This is a genomic window from Thioclava sediminum (genome assembly GCF_002020355.1).
GTDB lineage: Bacteria > Pseudomonadota > Alphaproteobacteria > Rhodobacterales > Rhodobacteraceae > Thioclava > Thioclava sediminum.
The window spans coordinates 1460846-1475109 of the sequence record NZ_MPZV01000001.1 but is presented as its reverse complement, the minus strand read 5'-3'; the positions used below and the strand labels follow the sequence as shown (position 1 = coordinate 1475109).

The window sequence follows — 14264 nt, the reverse complement described above, 5'->3', positions numbered from 1 at the left end:
GGATAAAACCATGAGTATTTCGAGCGCGATGCAGACCGGCGTGAGCGGCCTGAACGCAAACTCCGTCGCCGTTGGCGAAATTTCCGAGAATATCGCGAATGCGAATACCACGGGCTACAAGCGCAGCTTCGCCCAGATGGTGACCATGACGCCGAGCGGCGGGCTCGATGCACCCTCGGGCGTCAATGCTGTCGTGTCCTCCGACGTGACGAACGGGGGGGCGGTGATCCCCACCAGTTCCGCAACCGATTTCGCGGTGAACGGGAACGGGTTCTTCGTCGTGTCTGACAGAGCCAATACGAGCGTCGAGTCCGATTACGTCCTGACGCGCGCCGGGTCGTTCAAGCCCGACGAGAATGGCGATCTTGTCAATTCGGCAGGCTATTTCCTCTCGGGCTACCCCTATACCGACGGCACGCTCGGCTCGATCGACGGCAACAGCTTCAATGGGCTGAAGACGGTGAACGTGACCGATGCAACGCTGAGCGCGAAGGCGACGACCACGGTCAGCGTGCAAGGCAATCTGCCCTCGCAGGAAACCGGAAACGCGACGCCGGGCGCGCCCTTCACCTCGTCCTCGCAATATTTCACGCCGCTCGGTGCGGCGAAGCGGCTCGAATATTCCTGGCAGCCGACCGCGACCCAGAACCAGTGGGACGTCACCGTGTCCGATGGCGACGGCGTTCCCTACGGTCAGGTCACGGTCGATTTCGCCGCCAGCGGGCCGAATGCGGGCGCCCCGGTCAGCTATTCCGGCGTGACCAATCTCGCCACGGCACCCGGTGCCTTCTCGATGGACACGACCACGGGCGTCATGAGCCTGACGATGAATGACGGTGGCACGACCCAGCCGATCGACGTCGGGCTCGGTGCGCTGAACAGCTTCGACGGGATGACTCAGTTCGCTGGTGATTTCACCCCGCAGAAATTCGACACCGACGGCTCGTCCGCCGGCGCGCTGACCCGGATGGAGGTCGATGATACCGGCACGATGTACGGGATCTTCGATAACGGCCAGCGGCAGGCGCTCTACAAGATCCCGCTCGCCCATGTGGCGAACCCGAACGGGATGCAGGAGGTCGATGGCGACGCCTATCGGCTGACCCGCAACAGTGGCGACTTCACGATCCACAAGGCGAACGAGGGCCCGGTGGGCACGATTTCCTCGGGGACGCTTGAAGGGTCGAATGTCGATATCGCGCAGGAATTGAGCGATCTGATCCGCACCCAGCGCGCTTATTCCACCAACGCGAAGATCGTCACCACGATGGACGAGATGCTCGACGAGACCACGCGTCTCAAACGCTGATCGTCACGCTGAGAACGGAGTAAGCCGATGAGCCTCACGGGCGCCCTCCAGGCGAGCACGAGCGGTCTGCGCACGGCGCAGATGCAATCGGAAGCGACCTCGCGCAACATCGCGAATGCGAGCACCGAAGGCTATGTGCGCAAGGAGTTGCCGCAGGTCACGACCTCGGGTGGCCTCGTGCAAACCGGCGAGGCGCGGCGCGAAGTCGACGCCTCGCTCAACCGCATGTATCGGCAGCATTCCTCGGCGATGGCGCGCGAGCAGGCGATCTACGAGGCGGTGGGCGAATATACCGCGACCCTCGGTCAGCCGGGCGACGGTCTGTCGCCCGCGGACCGGCTGACCGACCTGCGCAGCTCGATGATCGCGCTGGTGAACAATCCCGGCAGCAACGCCGCGCAAAATGGCGTGGCGGCCTCCGCGCAGGAGATGGTGACCTCGCTGAACCAAAGCAGCGTCATGCTCGCGCGGGTCGGTGGCGAGGTCGATATGGAGATCAAATACGACGTCTCCGATTTCAACGAGACGCTGCACAAGATCACCTCGCTCAACAAGCAGATCTCGGACGCGCCACCCGGCTCGCTCGGTGCAGCCGATCTGGGGGACCGGATGGATGTGCTGGTGGAAAAGGCGTCGAAGCTGATCGACATGCAGGTACGCCGTTCCACCGACGGGCGCGCGACGCTCTACACGGCCGGGGGCACGCCGCTCGTCGATGGGAATCAGGCCAGCTACATTACCTATGATCAGGTGGCCGGAAAGCTGTTCGCAGGCAAGACGGAGATCACCCCGGACTCTACCGACGCGCGCGGCTTCCAGAATGGCAGTCTCGCCGGTCTGTTCGCAGTGAAGAAAGACGTTCTGCCGCGCTTCCAGCTTCAGCTCGATGAGATGGCGCGGGGGCTCGTGCAGGGCTTCGAGAGTGCGGATGCCTCGCTCGCGCCGGGGCAGGCGGGGCTCTTCACGGATGCAGGCGCGGCCTACGATCCCGCAAATCTCCAAGGGTTGGCGGGTCGGATTTCGGTCAATGCGGCGGTGGACCCGGCGCAGGGCGGGCAGCTGTCGCGCCTGCGCGACGGGATCGGCGCCACCGCGCCGGGTGCCGCAGGCGACTCGACCCAGATCGAAGCCTTCGTTTCGATGTTCGACGATCCGCTTTCGGCGGACCCGGGCACGGGGCTGGAGACGTCGCTGTCGCTGCGCGATTACGGCAGCAACATGATCTCGGCGCAGGAATTCGAGGGCACCCGTGCTCAGGAACGGTTTGCCGCCGCGCGCACCGCCGCCGAGACGGTGAACGGCACGCGCCAGGGCATTCAGGGTGTGAACATCGACGATGAGATGCAGAAGCTGATAACGATTCAGCAAAGCTATGCCGCGAATTCAAAGATGATGACTGCCGTCATGAAGATGATGGATACGCTGCTCGAAGCCGTCTGAGGAGACTGAACGATGATCCCCCTAATCCGGAATTCGCTGTCGACCTTGCAGATGAGCTTGATCTCGCGGCGATCGGTCAGCCGCACCACGGCAGAGCTGCAACGGACGAGCGACGAGGTCGCGACCGGCCGCAAATCCGATGTCTATGCGGATATGGGGGCGAAATCGGCCTTCGTGCTCGCGCTGGAAGATCGCGCGACGACCAACTCGCATTTCATTACCTCGAACAAGCTCCTCGGGAGCAAGCTGGATATGATCGCATCCAGCGCGTCGACGGCGCGCGGGGCGGCGCAGGATGTGCTCGGTCTCGCCGTCGGGAACCTCGAGCGCCCCGGCGCTTCGGCGGCGACCCTGCAGCAAAGCGCGCGCGCCGCCCTCGACACCATCATGACGAGCCTGAATGTCTCGCTCGACGGGGAGCATCTGTTCTCCGGGGTGGCTTCGGACAAGGCAGCGCTGCGGGGCTATGACGCGACGAACGGTGCGACGGGTCTCTCGGCGGGGGATGTCCTGTCGGGGATCGTGGGCAGCGGCCCCGCAGATGCGACCCAGGCCGCGGCGATGCTGTCGCAGATCGACAGCGTGTTCGATGACACCAATGCCGATCCGGCCAAACGCTACAGCTCGACCTTCTTCCAGGGCGATGCGACAGCCGGGACGCCGCGCAAAACGGCGCTGATCGGGGATGGCGAGACGCTCGATTACGGGATGCAGGCGGACGATCCCGAGTTCCGCAACCTGATCAAGGGGCTTGCGTTGTTCGCTTCGACCGACGTGTCGAAGATCACTGATCAGGATGCCTATAAAAGCTGGGTGGCAGCCGGCGTCAAAGCGCTGAGCGATGGCGTCGAAGGGCTGCGCAATTCCGAGACTGCGCTGGGTGCGAAGCAGAAGCGGCTCGACATCAAACTCACGCAGCAGCAATCGATGGATTCGGTGCTGAACAGTCGTCTGTCGGATTACGTCTCGGTCGATCCCTATGAGGCCGCGACCCGGATGACCGCGCTCCAGACGCAACTCAGCGCGAGCTACAGCGTAGCCGCGCAGATGTCGAAACTGTCGATCCTGAATTATCTCTGAGCCGCGCGTTTATCGCGCGGCTACCGTGCCCCGCGCGTCGGTTTGCTCATAGGCTGCGAGCTTCACGTCTCTCGTGCTTTCCAGCTCGCTGAACTTGTAGCCACGACCGTAGACCGTCTCGATATATTGGTGGCCGCTATCGGCCGCATCGGCGATCTTCTTGCGCAGCTTGCAGATATAGACGTCGATGACCTTGTCGAAGGGCTGGTCGTCGCTCATCCCGTAGACCGCGTCATAGATCGCGCCTTTCGCAATCACCTTGTTCGCGTTAAGCGCCAGGTGCTGGAAGATCGCGTGCTCACGGTTCGACAGCTTCAGCCGCGCGCCGGAGACCAGCGGATCGCGCCCGTCGAAGAAGGCGGTGATCTCGCCGACACTGATGCTCTCGGCAGCGTGGCCATAGGAGCGGCGGATGATCGAGTTGATCCGCGACAGTGCCTCGATCCCCTTGATCGGGCTGACCATGACGTCGTCGGCCCCGGCATCGAGCGCTTCCGAGGCATCGCGTGAGTTCTTGAAATCGCGCATCACCAGAACCGGATTGCGGCAGCCGCAACTCCGGATGGCCCGGATATAGTCGGTCACTTCCGGGCAGTCGCCGATCAGGATCGCCCGCGTGTCGACGCCCTTCTGGTTCAGCGTGCTGAGATCGGACGCGAAGAAGGATGCGGGGACGAGGACGGGTTGCAGCCCAACGCTCTCCAGCTCGCTGAGCAGGCCGCGAACGCGGCCATCGCGAGGCTCAAAGACGTAAATATTCATGCAGGCCTCCATCCCGGGCAAGTTTCTCGCACAAGCGGCAAGATCACGCTAAGTTGCCACAAAGGATTAGTCAAGAATAGTACTGATTTATATTGGACACTATTTATGTTTTGCTTTAATTTGGCGGAATGTGCTGGTGATGTGAGGAAACTATGCTTGCTTCTTTGCGCCGAAAAGGTAATCGGGCGTCGTTTTCTCGCGCCGGGGTGCGTGGGGCGCTCGTCGCGCTCTCCGTCATTGCAGGGACGCTCTGCGCGATCCCGGCCGCCGCACAGGTTCGCATCAAGGATATCGCCAGTTTCGAAGGCGTGCGCGAGAACCAGCTCGTGGGCTACGGTCTCGTGGTCGGCCTGAACGGCACCGGCGACACCCTCAACGGCAGCCCCTTCACCAAGAAGTCGATCGAGGGGATGCTCGAACGGCTCGGGGTCGGCAATCTCTCCGGCGATGCGATCAAGACGAAGAACACGGCCGCGGTGATGGTGACGGCAAAGCTGCCGCCCTTCGCCCGCCGTGGTTCGACGATCGACGTGACGATCTCCTCGCTCGGCAATGCGGACAGCCTGCGCGGCGGCACGCTGATCGTGACGCCGCTCGTCGGGGCGGATGGCGAGATCTACGCCGTGGGGCAGGGGCCGATCTCGGTCGCGGGCTATAGTGCGAAGGGCAATGCGGCGAGCATCGTGGACGGCGTGCCGACCGTCGCGCGGATGGAGAACGGCGCCATCGTCGAGAAGGAAATCGCATTCGAATTGAACTCGATGAATTCCGTGCGCCTGTCCCTCCGCGAGCCCGATTTCACGACCGCATCGCGCGTCGCCGGGGTGATCAACGACAAGCTGGGCCACAACACCGCGCAGATGCTCGACCCCTCCACCATCGAGGTGCAGGCGAAGGGCAAATACGGCGTGCCGGAGCTGCTGGCGATGATCGAAAACCTGCCCGTCACGCCCGACTCCGTTGCCAAGGTGGTGGTCGACGAGAAATCCGGGACCATCGTGATCGGCTCGAATGTTCGGATCGATCAGGTCGCGATCAGTCAGGGCGGTCTGACCGTGAAGGTCAAGGAAAGCTACGCGGTCAGCCAGCCGAAGCCGATCTCTATCGGGGAGACTGTCGTAGTGCCCGAAACGGATGTGCAGGTCGAAGAGAGGAACACCCAGTTCAGCGTGCTCCAGGGGGGCGATGTCAGCCTTCAGGACCTCGTGGACGGCCTCAATGCGATTGGCGTGGGCGCGCGGCAGACGATCTCGATCCTGCAGGCGATCAAGGCCGCGGGTGCGCTTCATGCCGATCTGGAGATCATCTGATGAATCCGCTCGATCCGTCGAAGCCGTCGCTTTCGGCCGCATCGCTCAACGCGCCTGCCGCTACCGGTGCAAAGACGCAGGACGCGAAGGAGATCGCCAAGAATTTCGAGGCGACCTTCCTGCAGCAGGCCGTGGGCGAGATGATGAAAACCGTGAAGATGGGCGGTCTCGATGGTGGCCACGCCGAGGAGATGTGGAAGTCCTTCCTCGCACGCGGCATCGCCGACGAGATCGCCGCCTCCGGTCGGACCGGGATCGCGCAGAGCGTCGAGCGGATGATCGGCGTCTACAACTCGAACGGAGATGACCATGGCTGACGAGACCCCGTCGCGTTTTCGCAAGCGCATGCAGGCCCGGCGCGAAATTTCCGCCGAGGGTCCTGTCCTCACGGAACAAGACGACGCCAACCTCGCCGCTTTCGAGGCGAATATCGATGCGACGCTCGATCTGTTGCATGAGGAAATCGCGGCGGTCGAGGCGGGGCATTTGGATCGCGTCACCGAGCTTTATGATCGCAAGGCGGACCTGCTGAAGCGGATCGAGTTGAAGATCCCCGTGATCGAGCCATTCCTCGAAGCGTCTGAGGATGCTGCGCCCGCGCTTCGCGAAAAGCTCCGCCAACTGAAGACCGCCGTGCAGGACAATAGCGTTCTACTGTCGCGGATGTCCGAGGCGACCCGCGAGATCGTGCGCGAGATCGAGAAGATCCGGAACCGGCACAGTCTCGATGGCCTCTATGGAAAGAGTGGCAAACCGGTCACAGGACAGGACGGTCCGCAGATGCATATCGATAGGGAATTCTAGGTTTCCTGCATTCGTTAACCTGCGCTTAATCTTCGGCCCAAAATTCCTCTCCACGGCTCGCGCCGTTTTTCTGTCAGAAGACGAAAACAAATATCTTTCAGAATGAGGAGTGACTAGAAATGTCGTCCATTCTTACCAATACCTCCGCGATGAATGCTCTTGCGACCCTCCGTGGGGTCAACAAGGGTCTCGAAGACACGCAGAACCGCATTTCGACCGGCAAGAAGATCAACTCGGCGAAAGACAATGCCGCGTATTTCTCGATCTCGGAATCGATGAACAGCGACAGCGGCATGTACAAGTCGATCAACGAAGGTCTGACCCTGACCAAGAACTCGGTTTCGACCGCGCGTCTTGGTGCAGAGTCGGTGAAGGATCTCGCCCAGCAGTTCGTCGAACGTGTTTCGTTCGCTCAGGGCGACGCGGTTGATCATGCTGCGGTCCAGAAGGAACTGCGCAGCATCGTCGATCAGATCGGCACCACGATCAGCCAGGCGACCTTCAACGGCGACAGCCTCGTCGACGGTTCGGCCAACGTGACGGTCGTCACCGGGATCAGCCGCGCAAGCGGTTCCTTCGCGACCACGTCGATGACCTTCCAGGCGGTCGATCTCTCTACGCTTCAGGCGACGCTGAGCGGGATCGATATCTCTGGTGGTTCGGCGGCGGTTCTGACCAGCGCGCTGACGAGCGCCCAAAGCGCCCTGTCGACGGCCATCGACAACGCGACCTCGCTCGGTGTTGCGGAGAAGTCGCTGGAATCCCAGCAGGACTTCCTCGGCAAGCTGACCGACAAGCTCGACACCGGTGTCGGCAACATGGTCGATGCGGACATGGAGAAGGAGGCGGCTCGCCTGCAGTCCTACCAGGTCCAGCAGCAGCTCGCGACGCAGTCGCTCTCGATTGCGAACCAGGGCCCTCAGAACCTTCTGAGCCTGTTCCGCTAAATCGTGGCGATGAACTGAATGGAAAGGCCCCGTATGTTGCGGGGCCTTTTCTTTTGCCGCGCTTGGGTTGTCTTTTCCGGCAAAGTTTAAAAACGCCTTTAACCGCGCCGTGCTAAGTTCGGCGAAAGAGAAGAAAAGAATATCGAGAGGAGAGCTTGCATGAGCGTCGCCGCGTATAAGCGAACCATTTCCGAAACCGAGTCTCCGCGGCAGATCGAGCGTCGTATCCTGTCCCGCGTCACCGGCGAGCTGGAAGCCTTTCTGGCCGACTATGACAGCGCGTCGCAGGCCGGGCGAGGGGCGGTCCTCGCGCAGGGTCTGCGCACTGCGCTCTGGGAGAACGAGCGCATCTGGACCGCACTGCGCGATGACCTCGCGGAGCCGGCGAACCAGTTCCCCGCCGAGCTGAAAGCGGCGCTGATTTCTCTCGCGCTCTGGGTCGAGCGGGAGACGCAAGTCGTGATGGGTGGCGGTGGCACGGTCTCGCCCCTCGTCGAGGTGAATCGCAACATCATCCGTGGGCTCAGCGGCGACGCTGGCGAGCCGGTGGCTGCGGAATAAGAAGGGGCGCGGATCATGGCATTACGACTGACGTTGAAACCGAACGAGCGGATCGTGGTCAATGGATGCGTGATCCGAAATGCCAACCGTCGCCAGACGCTTCAGATCGAGAACACCGCCGACGTGATCCGGGCCGAAGATTTGCTGGATGAAAACTGCGAGCCGACCCCGGTGAAGCAGGCCTACTTCCTGATTCAGACGGCGCTGATCCGCGCCGATACGCGCGACACGCTGGTGCCGGTTGTTCAGGAAAAGCTTGCCGATCTTGCCACGATTTTCAGTGCCCCCGTGGTCGGCGGCGTCTTCGAGGCAGCGAACTGGGTCTCCCAGGGCGATTACTACAAGGCGTTGAGCGCGCTGCGCCCGGTCATGCGACGCGAAGAGGAACTTTTCGCGCGCCTCTCCGGAGATGCGAGCCCGGCGGTGGCGCTGGAGGGGGAAGAATGCTGACGATTTCGGGAATGAGCAGCCGCCTCGCGCTGAACCTGATCGACCGGACTCAATCCAAGCAGCTCGATCAGCTGGCGAAAGAGCCGCAACATGCCCGCGCGATCAGCCGTTTCCGCGAGAATATCGCCAATATCCACACTGCAGCCGATCTGGTGGACAATTACGACGCCTATAGCTTCGTGATGAAAGCCTTCGATCTGGAAGACCAGATGTTCGGTAAGGCGATGATGCGCGAAATCCTGTCGAGCGATTCCGCCGACAAGACCTCGCTTGTGAACAAGCTCACCGATCCGCGCTTCCGCAAGCTCTACGATGCGCTCGGGTTCACCAACGGCGGGACGGCGAATACGAATACCTCCTCGACCGCGTGGCAGGACAAGATCGTCGATCAATATGTCAGCCGGCAGTTCATCAATGGTGAAGGCGAGCAGAACGCGACCGTCGGGTCCGTGCTCGAATTCCGCCAGAAGCTCGATGGCGTCAAAACGTGGTATTCGGTCCTGAAAGACAAGGACACGGCACAGTTCATGCGCACGGCCCTCGGTATCCCGAATGACGTGGTGAAGCTCGATGTCGAGCGGCAGAAACAGATCTTCGAGGACAAGTTCGACATCACGAAGCTCAAGGACCCTAAAGAGGTCGACAATCTGATCTCTCATTTCGTCGCCGTGTCCGATGCGCAGAGTTTCGCAACGAATGGCGCGGGGAATGCTGCGGTGACGCTGATGCAAAGCGCGGTGCAGGGCGGCTCGGGCCAGTTCGTGCCCGCGACCTTCGATCTGACCGCGATCGCAACCTTCTCGGCCTCGCGCTACCGGTAAGCCTGCCTTAGATCGCGGCTGACCTCAGTCGATAATCACGTCATCATCGTCGAGCGGGATGCGGATCTCGTCATCGCGCGACAGCTCTAGCGCATAGTCCACCAGCGCGGATTGCGCCTCTTGCACTTCGCGCCCGCGCACTGGGCCCATCGCAGTCATTTCCTCGTTCAGCATGTCGCGCGAGCGGGCGGGCAGGGCGCTCAGGAAGTAATCGCGCACCTCCTTCTTCGCCCCGCGCAAGGCGAGCGGAAGCGTTTGCCCTTCGACCCCGCGCATGACTTTGACGAGGCTCTGCTGGTCGAGCTTGCACAGATCGTCGAAGGTGAACATCTTCGCCTTGATTGCGCCGAAGGCATCCGGGATGCGCTTCTCCAGACGCTGGGTGATGTCGTCGAACAGCTTGCTGTCGAGCTTGTTGAAGAGATCGGCCATGCGCTGCTGCGGGTCCGGCCCGGTGTTGCGCGTCGCCGAGCTCATGAACTCTTTCTGCAGCGTCTCCTCGATATTCTGGAAGACGTAGCGCGGCACGGTGTCGATGCCGATCATCCGCTCCAGCACCTCCATCATGCGCTCCTCGCCCAGAAGCGGCAGCACTTTCGAGGCCACCTCGGGTTTCACTTTGCTGAGGATCGCCGCGACCGTCTGATCGTGCTCTTCCTTCAGGTAATTGGCGATGACCTGTTCGTTGAGCGCGGAGAAGTTCTCCCAGATATTGCGGCCTACCAGCGGGCCCTGGATCTCCTGCATGATGTCGCTCACCCGATCCTCGGGCAGGAACCCCTTGAGCATGCTTTGGGCCATTTCCATCGACCCGACGATACCGCCGCCATCGCCTGCGGTTTCCATGAACTCGCTCATCACCTCTTCCACGACATCGGCCGGGATCGTACCCAGAGACGAGATCGCGTGGGTGATCGAGTGGATGTCGTAATCGTCGAGCCTCTGCATCAGCCCGGCGCCATGCTTCTCCCCAAGGCAGAGGAAAAGGATTGCCGCCTTCTCGGGGCCGCGCAGTTTCTTGTAATCCCGGGAGGTTTTCATCGTCGGCGCTCGATCTGTTCTGAGGTCTCGGCGAGAATAGCAGTCTATCCTTGTATTCTCAATCAGGATCGCACTCTATTCTTTGAGGTTAGGCGTTTTCTAAGGATAGGGGCGGCACCGAGCCTTAGCCGCCCCCGCCATAGGCAACATAGGATTGCATCATGCTCCCTGCGAGCATGTACCAGCCGTCGATCAGTACGAAGAAGATCACCTTGAAGGGCAGCGAGATCATCACCGGCGGCAACATCATCATGCCCGCGCTCATCAACACCGAGGCGACGATGAGGTCGATCGCGATGAAGGGCAGGTAGATCAGGAAGCCGATCGTGAAGGCGCGCCGCAGTTCGGAGATCATGAAGGCGGGCACGAGGGTGCGCCAGCTCGCCTCCTCTGCCGTAGCGGGGGCGGGTGTCTCGGGCGCGGGCTCGGCGTTTTGCCCTGCTTCGTTGTTGCGGACGAGATCGGCAAAGAGCTTCAGATCCTTCGGGCGCGTATTGGCAAACATGAAGGCCTTGAACGGCGCGCCGATCCCGACGAGCGCCTGTTCCTCGGTCACCGTGTTGTTCAGAAGCGGCCGCAGCCCGCCGGTCCAGGCATCGTCGAAGACCGGCTGCATGACGAAGAAAGTCATGAACAACGCCATCGCGCTCAGCACCATGTTCGGCGGCGTCTGGTTCAGTCCCAGAGCGGAGCGGAGCATCGAGAAGACGATCACGAAGCGGGTGAAGCTGGTCATGACGACGAGGACGCCCGGCGCGATGCTCAGCACGGTCATCAGCGCGATCAGCTGGATGATCCGCCCGCTCAGGCTGGCCGCGGCGTCGCTGCCCGGGGCGGCGTTGTTGAGCCCCTGCGCCAGATCGCCAAGCAAGCCGCCCGCCTCCTGCGCCTCGGCGCCGCCGCTGAACGCGAGCGACGCGGCGAGGGTCAGGACAAAAAGCGGCAGGCCAGCCTTCGCCGTCAAATATCGCTGCGCGAGGGTGGTCATCGTGTCGGGACGTAGTCTTTGACGATCTCGGTCAGGGTGACGCCGAGGCGGTTCTCGCCCACCTTCACCAGATCGCCGCGCGCGACGAGCCGGTCATTGATCACCACGTCCACCGGCTCGCCGATCTTCTTCTCCAGCTCGATGACCGAGCCGCGGCTCAGGTTAAGAAGCTGCGAGATCGGGATGCGGCTCTGGCCCAGCACGATCTGAACCGAGAGCCCGACATTGAGCATCGCGTTGACGTTCTGCCCGTCACCATCGCTCGCGGCCTGCTTGCTGGCGAGGCTGTGCAGCAAGCTCTCCGCCGCAGCCGCGCGGGCTTCGTCCTGCGTCGGCTGCGCTTCGGTTTCCGGCGTCTCAGGCGGTTGCGTGGATTCGGGCGTATCGTTGTCGGACATTTACACGGCTTTCCTGATTGGTGTGGCTTGGGGCGAGACGGTCTGACGCAGAGCGATGAGGATGCTGCGGCAGACCGTCTCGAAGCTGTAGTCCATCACGCCGTCATCCCAGTCGGCATGAATGCCGCCATCGGCAAGCGCCGGGTCCGCGACGATGTTCAGGGCGGGGCTGTTCGGCCCGGCGCTGGCCTCGATCACCGGCGTCAGCCTCGCGACATTGGCGGGGGAGAGGCGGATCGTGAGCCGCGGTTTGCGCAGCGCGATTTCCATCGCCCGCCGGATCTGCGTCTCGACCCGCGCGGTCGAGCAGCTCTCGATGAATTCGGGGAAGACCTTCTCGCAAACGCGCAGCGCGAAGCCGCAAAGGTGCCGCTCCAGCGCGGCCTGATGGGCCAGCTGATTGCCCAGAAGCGTCGCGATCTCGGGGGCGAATTTCTCCAGCGCCTCGGTCTGGCGGGCCTCGAGCGATGCCGTGATCTCGGCGGTGGCCTCATCGCGTCCCTGCGCGCGGCCTGCCTCGAAGCCTTCGGCGCGCGCAGCCGCCGCTGCCGCATCGAGATCGGCCTGGGTGAAGACCTTCAGCCGTTCGGCGGCGCGGCGGGCATCTTCCGCCTGCATCTCTTCATCGAAATCGCGCTGGAAAACCGTCATCTCACGCCTCGTTCAACAGCCAGCCGCGCAGGACCTTGAGGGCCTCTTGCGGCTCGTCTTCGGCGATCTTCTGGATCGCGGAGACCTTGCGCTTCAGGATCGCACCGCTGATCGCGAAATTGGTGATCAGTTCCTCGTCCCCGGCGGGGTCGTAGCGCTCCGCACGTTGAACGGGCGCTGCGGGCTCGGCGGCCTCCTGCGTGCGGGGCGCGACGGCGTTGGCGGGCGTTGCGGGCAGGTTGTTACTCGCCGGCGCCGCTGCTTCCGCCTCGCCCTCGGGGGCTGCGAGCGCCCCGGCGCCGGTCGCCTCGCTCAGCCGCGCGCGCTCGCGGTCGGCCCGGTTCAGCAGGGGGCGCAGACCGAAGACAAGCACCGCGACCACGATCAGCAGGGCGAAGACCCAGCGCAGGATCGAGACGATATTGTTCGACAGCCGCTGCATCAGCGTCGGGCCAACGGGGCCGCCGACCTCCATCGAGTAATCGATGAAGCGCAGGCTATCGACAGAGACGGTATCGCCACGGTTTTGGTCATAGCCGATCGCCGATTTCACCAGCGCGGTGAGGCGCGCGATTTCTTCCGGCGAGCGCTGTTCGTATTTCAGCGAGCCGTCGTCCTGCACGTTGTAGATGCCGTTCACCAGCACCGCGACCGAGACGCGTTGCACCGCACCGGCTTCGGTCGTGGTCTCGCGCCGGGTGTTGCCGATCTCGTATTGCACCGACTCGCCGTTCTTGCTGCGGCTGTCGGTCGTGCTGCTCGCACCCGGACCGCCAAGCGCGCCGGGGATGTTGTTGCCGGTGTTCACGCCGGAATCGCCGTTCTGCACGCCCTTCTGCTGCTCGGCATTGTTCTGGGTGGAGCGCACGACCTGCTGATCGGGGTCGAAGCTTTGCTGCACCACGACTTCGCGCTGGTTGGACAGGTCGACATTCACCTGCACGCGGGCGTTCCCCGCGCCGACGCGCGCCGTCAGGATCTGCTCGATCGAGCGCGCCATCCGGTCTTCGGTCGCGGCCTTGTTCGACTGCAGCGTCGCTTGCCCGGCCGCGTCGGAATTCTCCGCGAGGATCGTCTCGCCGCTGGCCGAGAGCACGGTCACCCGGTTGCCGTCGAGATTGGGAACTGCCGCCGCAATCAGGTTACGAATCGCCAGCGCTTCCTTGCGGCTGATCCCGCGAGAAGAGGCGGCGCGGACGATGACGCTCGCGCTCGGATCGGGGCTGGTGCGCGAGAAGGCTTCGCGTTCGGGCAGAACGAGATGGACGCGGGCGCTGCGCACCCCGTCGATGGTCTGGATCGAGCGTGCCAACTCGCCCTCCATCGCGCGCAGCCGGTTCACATGCTGCATGAAGGTGTTCATACCGAAGCCGCTCGCATTGTCGAACAGCTCCCAGCCGGGTTCGCCATCCACGGGCAGGTTCTTCTCGGCCAATGCCATGCGGGCGCGGGCAATATCCCCTTCGGGCACCGACACCGAGCTACCGTCTGCGGAAAGCTGCGTCTTGAACCCTGCCTGTTCGAGCGTGTCGACGATTCCGGCGGCGCTGGAGGGCGAAAGCTGGCTGTAGAGCAGCTTGTAGCTCGGGGCCGTCACGACCGAGAGGCCGAAGACCAGCGCGAGAACGCTGACGACACCGACAGCCCCAAGCATCAGGAGCTTGCGTCGTCCCAAGGATTGAAGGTTCTGCAAGAATTGCTG

General features: G+C 62.8%; 16 protein-coding genes. 10 read left to right on the top strand and 6 right to left on the bottom strand.

The genetic code is table 11. The features are described from left to right. Positions 1–10 precede the first annotated feature (10 nt). Genes BMI91_RS06625 through BMI91_RS06615 form a run of 3 tightly spaced genes read left to right on the top strand, consistent with a single transcriptional unit; the run spans position 11 to position 3829 of the window. On the top strand, positions 11–1309 hold the full coding sequence (locus BMI91_RS06625) for a flagellar hook protein FlgE (protein WP_078604348.1): 1299 nt from the start codon (positions 11–13) through the stop codon (positions 1307–1309). A gap of 27 nt (positions 1310–1336) precedes the next feature. Beyond that, the gene (gene flgK / locus BMI91_RS06620) at positions 1337–2749 is read left to right on the top strand and encodes a flagellar hook-associated protein FlgK (protein ID WP_078604347.1); all 1413 of its coding nucleotides are present in this window, start codon (positions 1337–1339) and stop codon (positions 2747–2749) included. 12 nt (positions 2750–2761) lie between these two features. Beyond that, the gene (locus tag BMI91_RS06615) at positions 2762–3829 is read left to right on the top strand and encodes a flagellin (RefSeq protein WP_078604346.1); all 1068 of its coding nucleotides are present in this window, start codon (positions 2762–2764) and stop codon (positions 3827–3829) included. A 9-nt stretch (positions 3830–3838) separates the two neighbouring features. On the opposite strand, the gene BMI91_RS06610 is transcribed toward BMI91_RS06615, so the two are convergent. After that, positions 3839–4591 carry a response regulator transcription factor gene (locus BMI91_RS06610; protein ID WP_078547203.1) on the bottom strand — a complete coding sequence of 251 codons (753 nt, stop codon included), beginning with the start codon at positions 4589–4591 and terminating at the stop codon, positions 3839–3841. 206 nt (positions 4592–4797) lie between these two features. On the opposite strand from BMI91_RS06610, the gene BMI91_RS06605 reads away from it, so the two are divergent. The 7 genes from BMI91_RS06605 (at position 4798) to BMI91_RS06575 (ending at position 9484) form a co-directional block, all read left to right on the top strand. Further along, the gene (locus BMI91_RS06605; protein WP_244176565.1) at positions 4798–5901 is read left to right on the top strand and encodes a flagellar basal body P-ring protein FlgI; all 1104 of its coding nucleotides are present in this window, start codon (positions 4798–4800) and stop codon (positions 5899–5901) included. Next, positions 5901–6218, top strand: a complete 318-nt coding sequence (locus tag BMI91_RS06600) for a rod-binding protein (RefSeq protein ID WP_078604344.1) — start codon at positions 5901–5903, stop codon at positions 6216–6218. Before BMI91_RS06605 ends, BMI91_RS06600 begins: the two co-directional genes overlap by 1 nt. Further along, positions 6211–6705: a hypothetical protein gene (locus BMI91_RS06595; protein ID WP_078604343.1), complete on the top strand. Its 495-nt coding sequence runs from the start codon at positions 6211–6213 to the stop codon at positions 6703–6705. Before BMI91_RS06600 ends, BMI91_RS06595 begins: the two co-directional genes overlap by 8 nt. Positions 6706–6824: 119 nt before the next feature. Further along, a complete protein-coding gene (locus BMI91_RS06590) occupies positions 6825–7652 on the top strand; it encodes a flagellin N-terminal helical domain-containing protein (RefSeq protein WP_078604342.1) in 828 nt (275 codons plus the stop codon). Between the two features lie 159 nt (positions 7653–7811). After that, positions 7812–8213, top strand: coding sequence for a flagellar biosynthesis regulator FlaF (locus BMI91_RS06585; protein WP_078602110.1), 402 nt, complete (start codon positions 7812–7814; stop codon positions 8211–8213). 15 nt (positions 8214–8228) lie between these two features. Further along, entirely contained in the window at positions 8229–8663 is a 435-nt protein-coding gene (locus BMI91_RS06580) for a flagellar biosynthesis repressor FlbT (RefSeq protein WP_078604341.1), read from the top strand. Continuing rightward, the gene (locus tag BMI91_RS06575) at positions 8657–9484 is read left to right on the top strand and encodes a DUF1217 domain-containing protein (protein WP_078604340.1); all 828 of its coding nucleotides are present in this window, start codon (positions 8657–8659) and stop codon (positions 9482–9484) included. The genes BMI91_RS06580 and BMI91_RS06575 overlap by 7 nt, the downstream gene beginning before the upstream one ends. Before the next feature lie 24 nt (positions 9485–9508). Here the strand turns inward: BMI91_RS06575 and BMI91_RS06570 are convergent, their stop codons facing one another. The 5 genes from BMI91_RS06570 to fliF all read right to left on the bottom strand — a co-directional run bounded on the left by BMI91_RS06570 (position 9509) and on the right by fliF (position 14216). After that, positions 9509–10525 (bottom strand): flagellar motor switch protein FliG, encoded by a 1017-nt coding sequence (locus BMI91_RS06570; protein WP_078521974.1) that lies wholly within the window; start codon positions 10523–10525, stop codon positions 9509–9511. Between the two features lie 124 nt (positions 10526–10649). Further along, positions 10650–11513 carry a flagellar type III secretion system pore protein FliP gene (fliP, locus tag BMI91_RS06565; RefSeq protein ID WP_078604339.1) on the bottom strand — a complete coding sequence of 288 codons (864 nt, stop codon included), beginning with the start codon at positions 11511–11513 and terminating at the stop codon, positions 10650–10652. Continuing rightward, positions 11510–11911, bottom strand: coding sequence for a FliM/FliN family flagellar motor switch protein (locus BMI91_RS06560; RefSeq protein WP_078604338.1), 402 nt, complete (start codon positions 11909–11911; stop codon positions 11510–11512). The genes fliP and BMI91_RS06560 overlap by 4 nt, the downstream gene beginning before the upstream one ends. Next, complete coding sequence (locus BMI91_RS06555; protein WP_078604337.1) at positions 11912–12562, bottom strand: FliH/SctL family protein; 651 nt, start codon at positions 12560–12562, stop codon at positions 11912–11914. Position 12563: 1 nt separating this feature from the next. Further along, positions 12564–14216 (bottom strand): flagellar basal-body MS-ring/collar protein FliF, encoded by a 1653-nt coding sequence (fliF, locus tag BMI91_RS06550; protein ID WP_244176564.1) that lies wholly within the window; start codon positions 14214–14216, stop codon positions 12564–12566. Between the last annotated feature and the right edge of the window lie 48 nt (positions 14217–14264).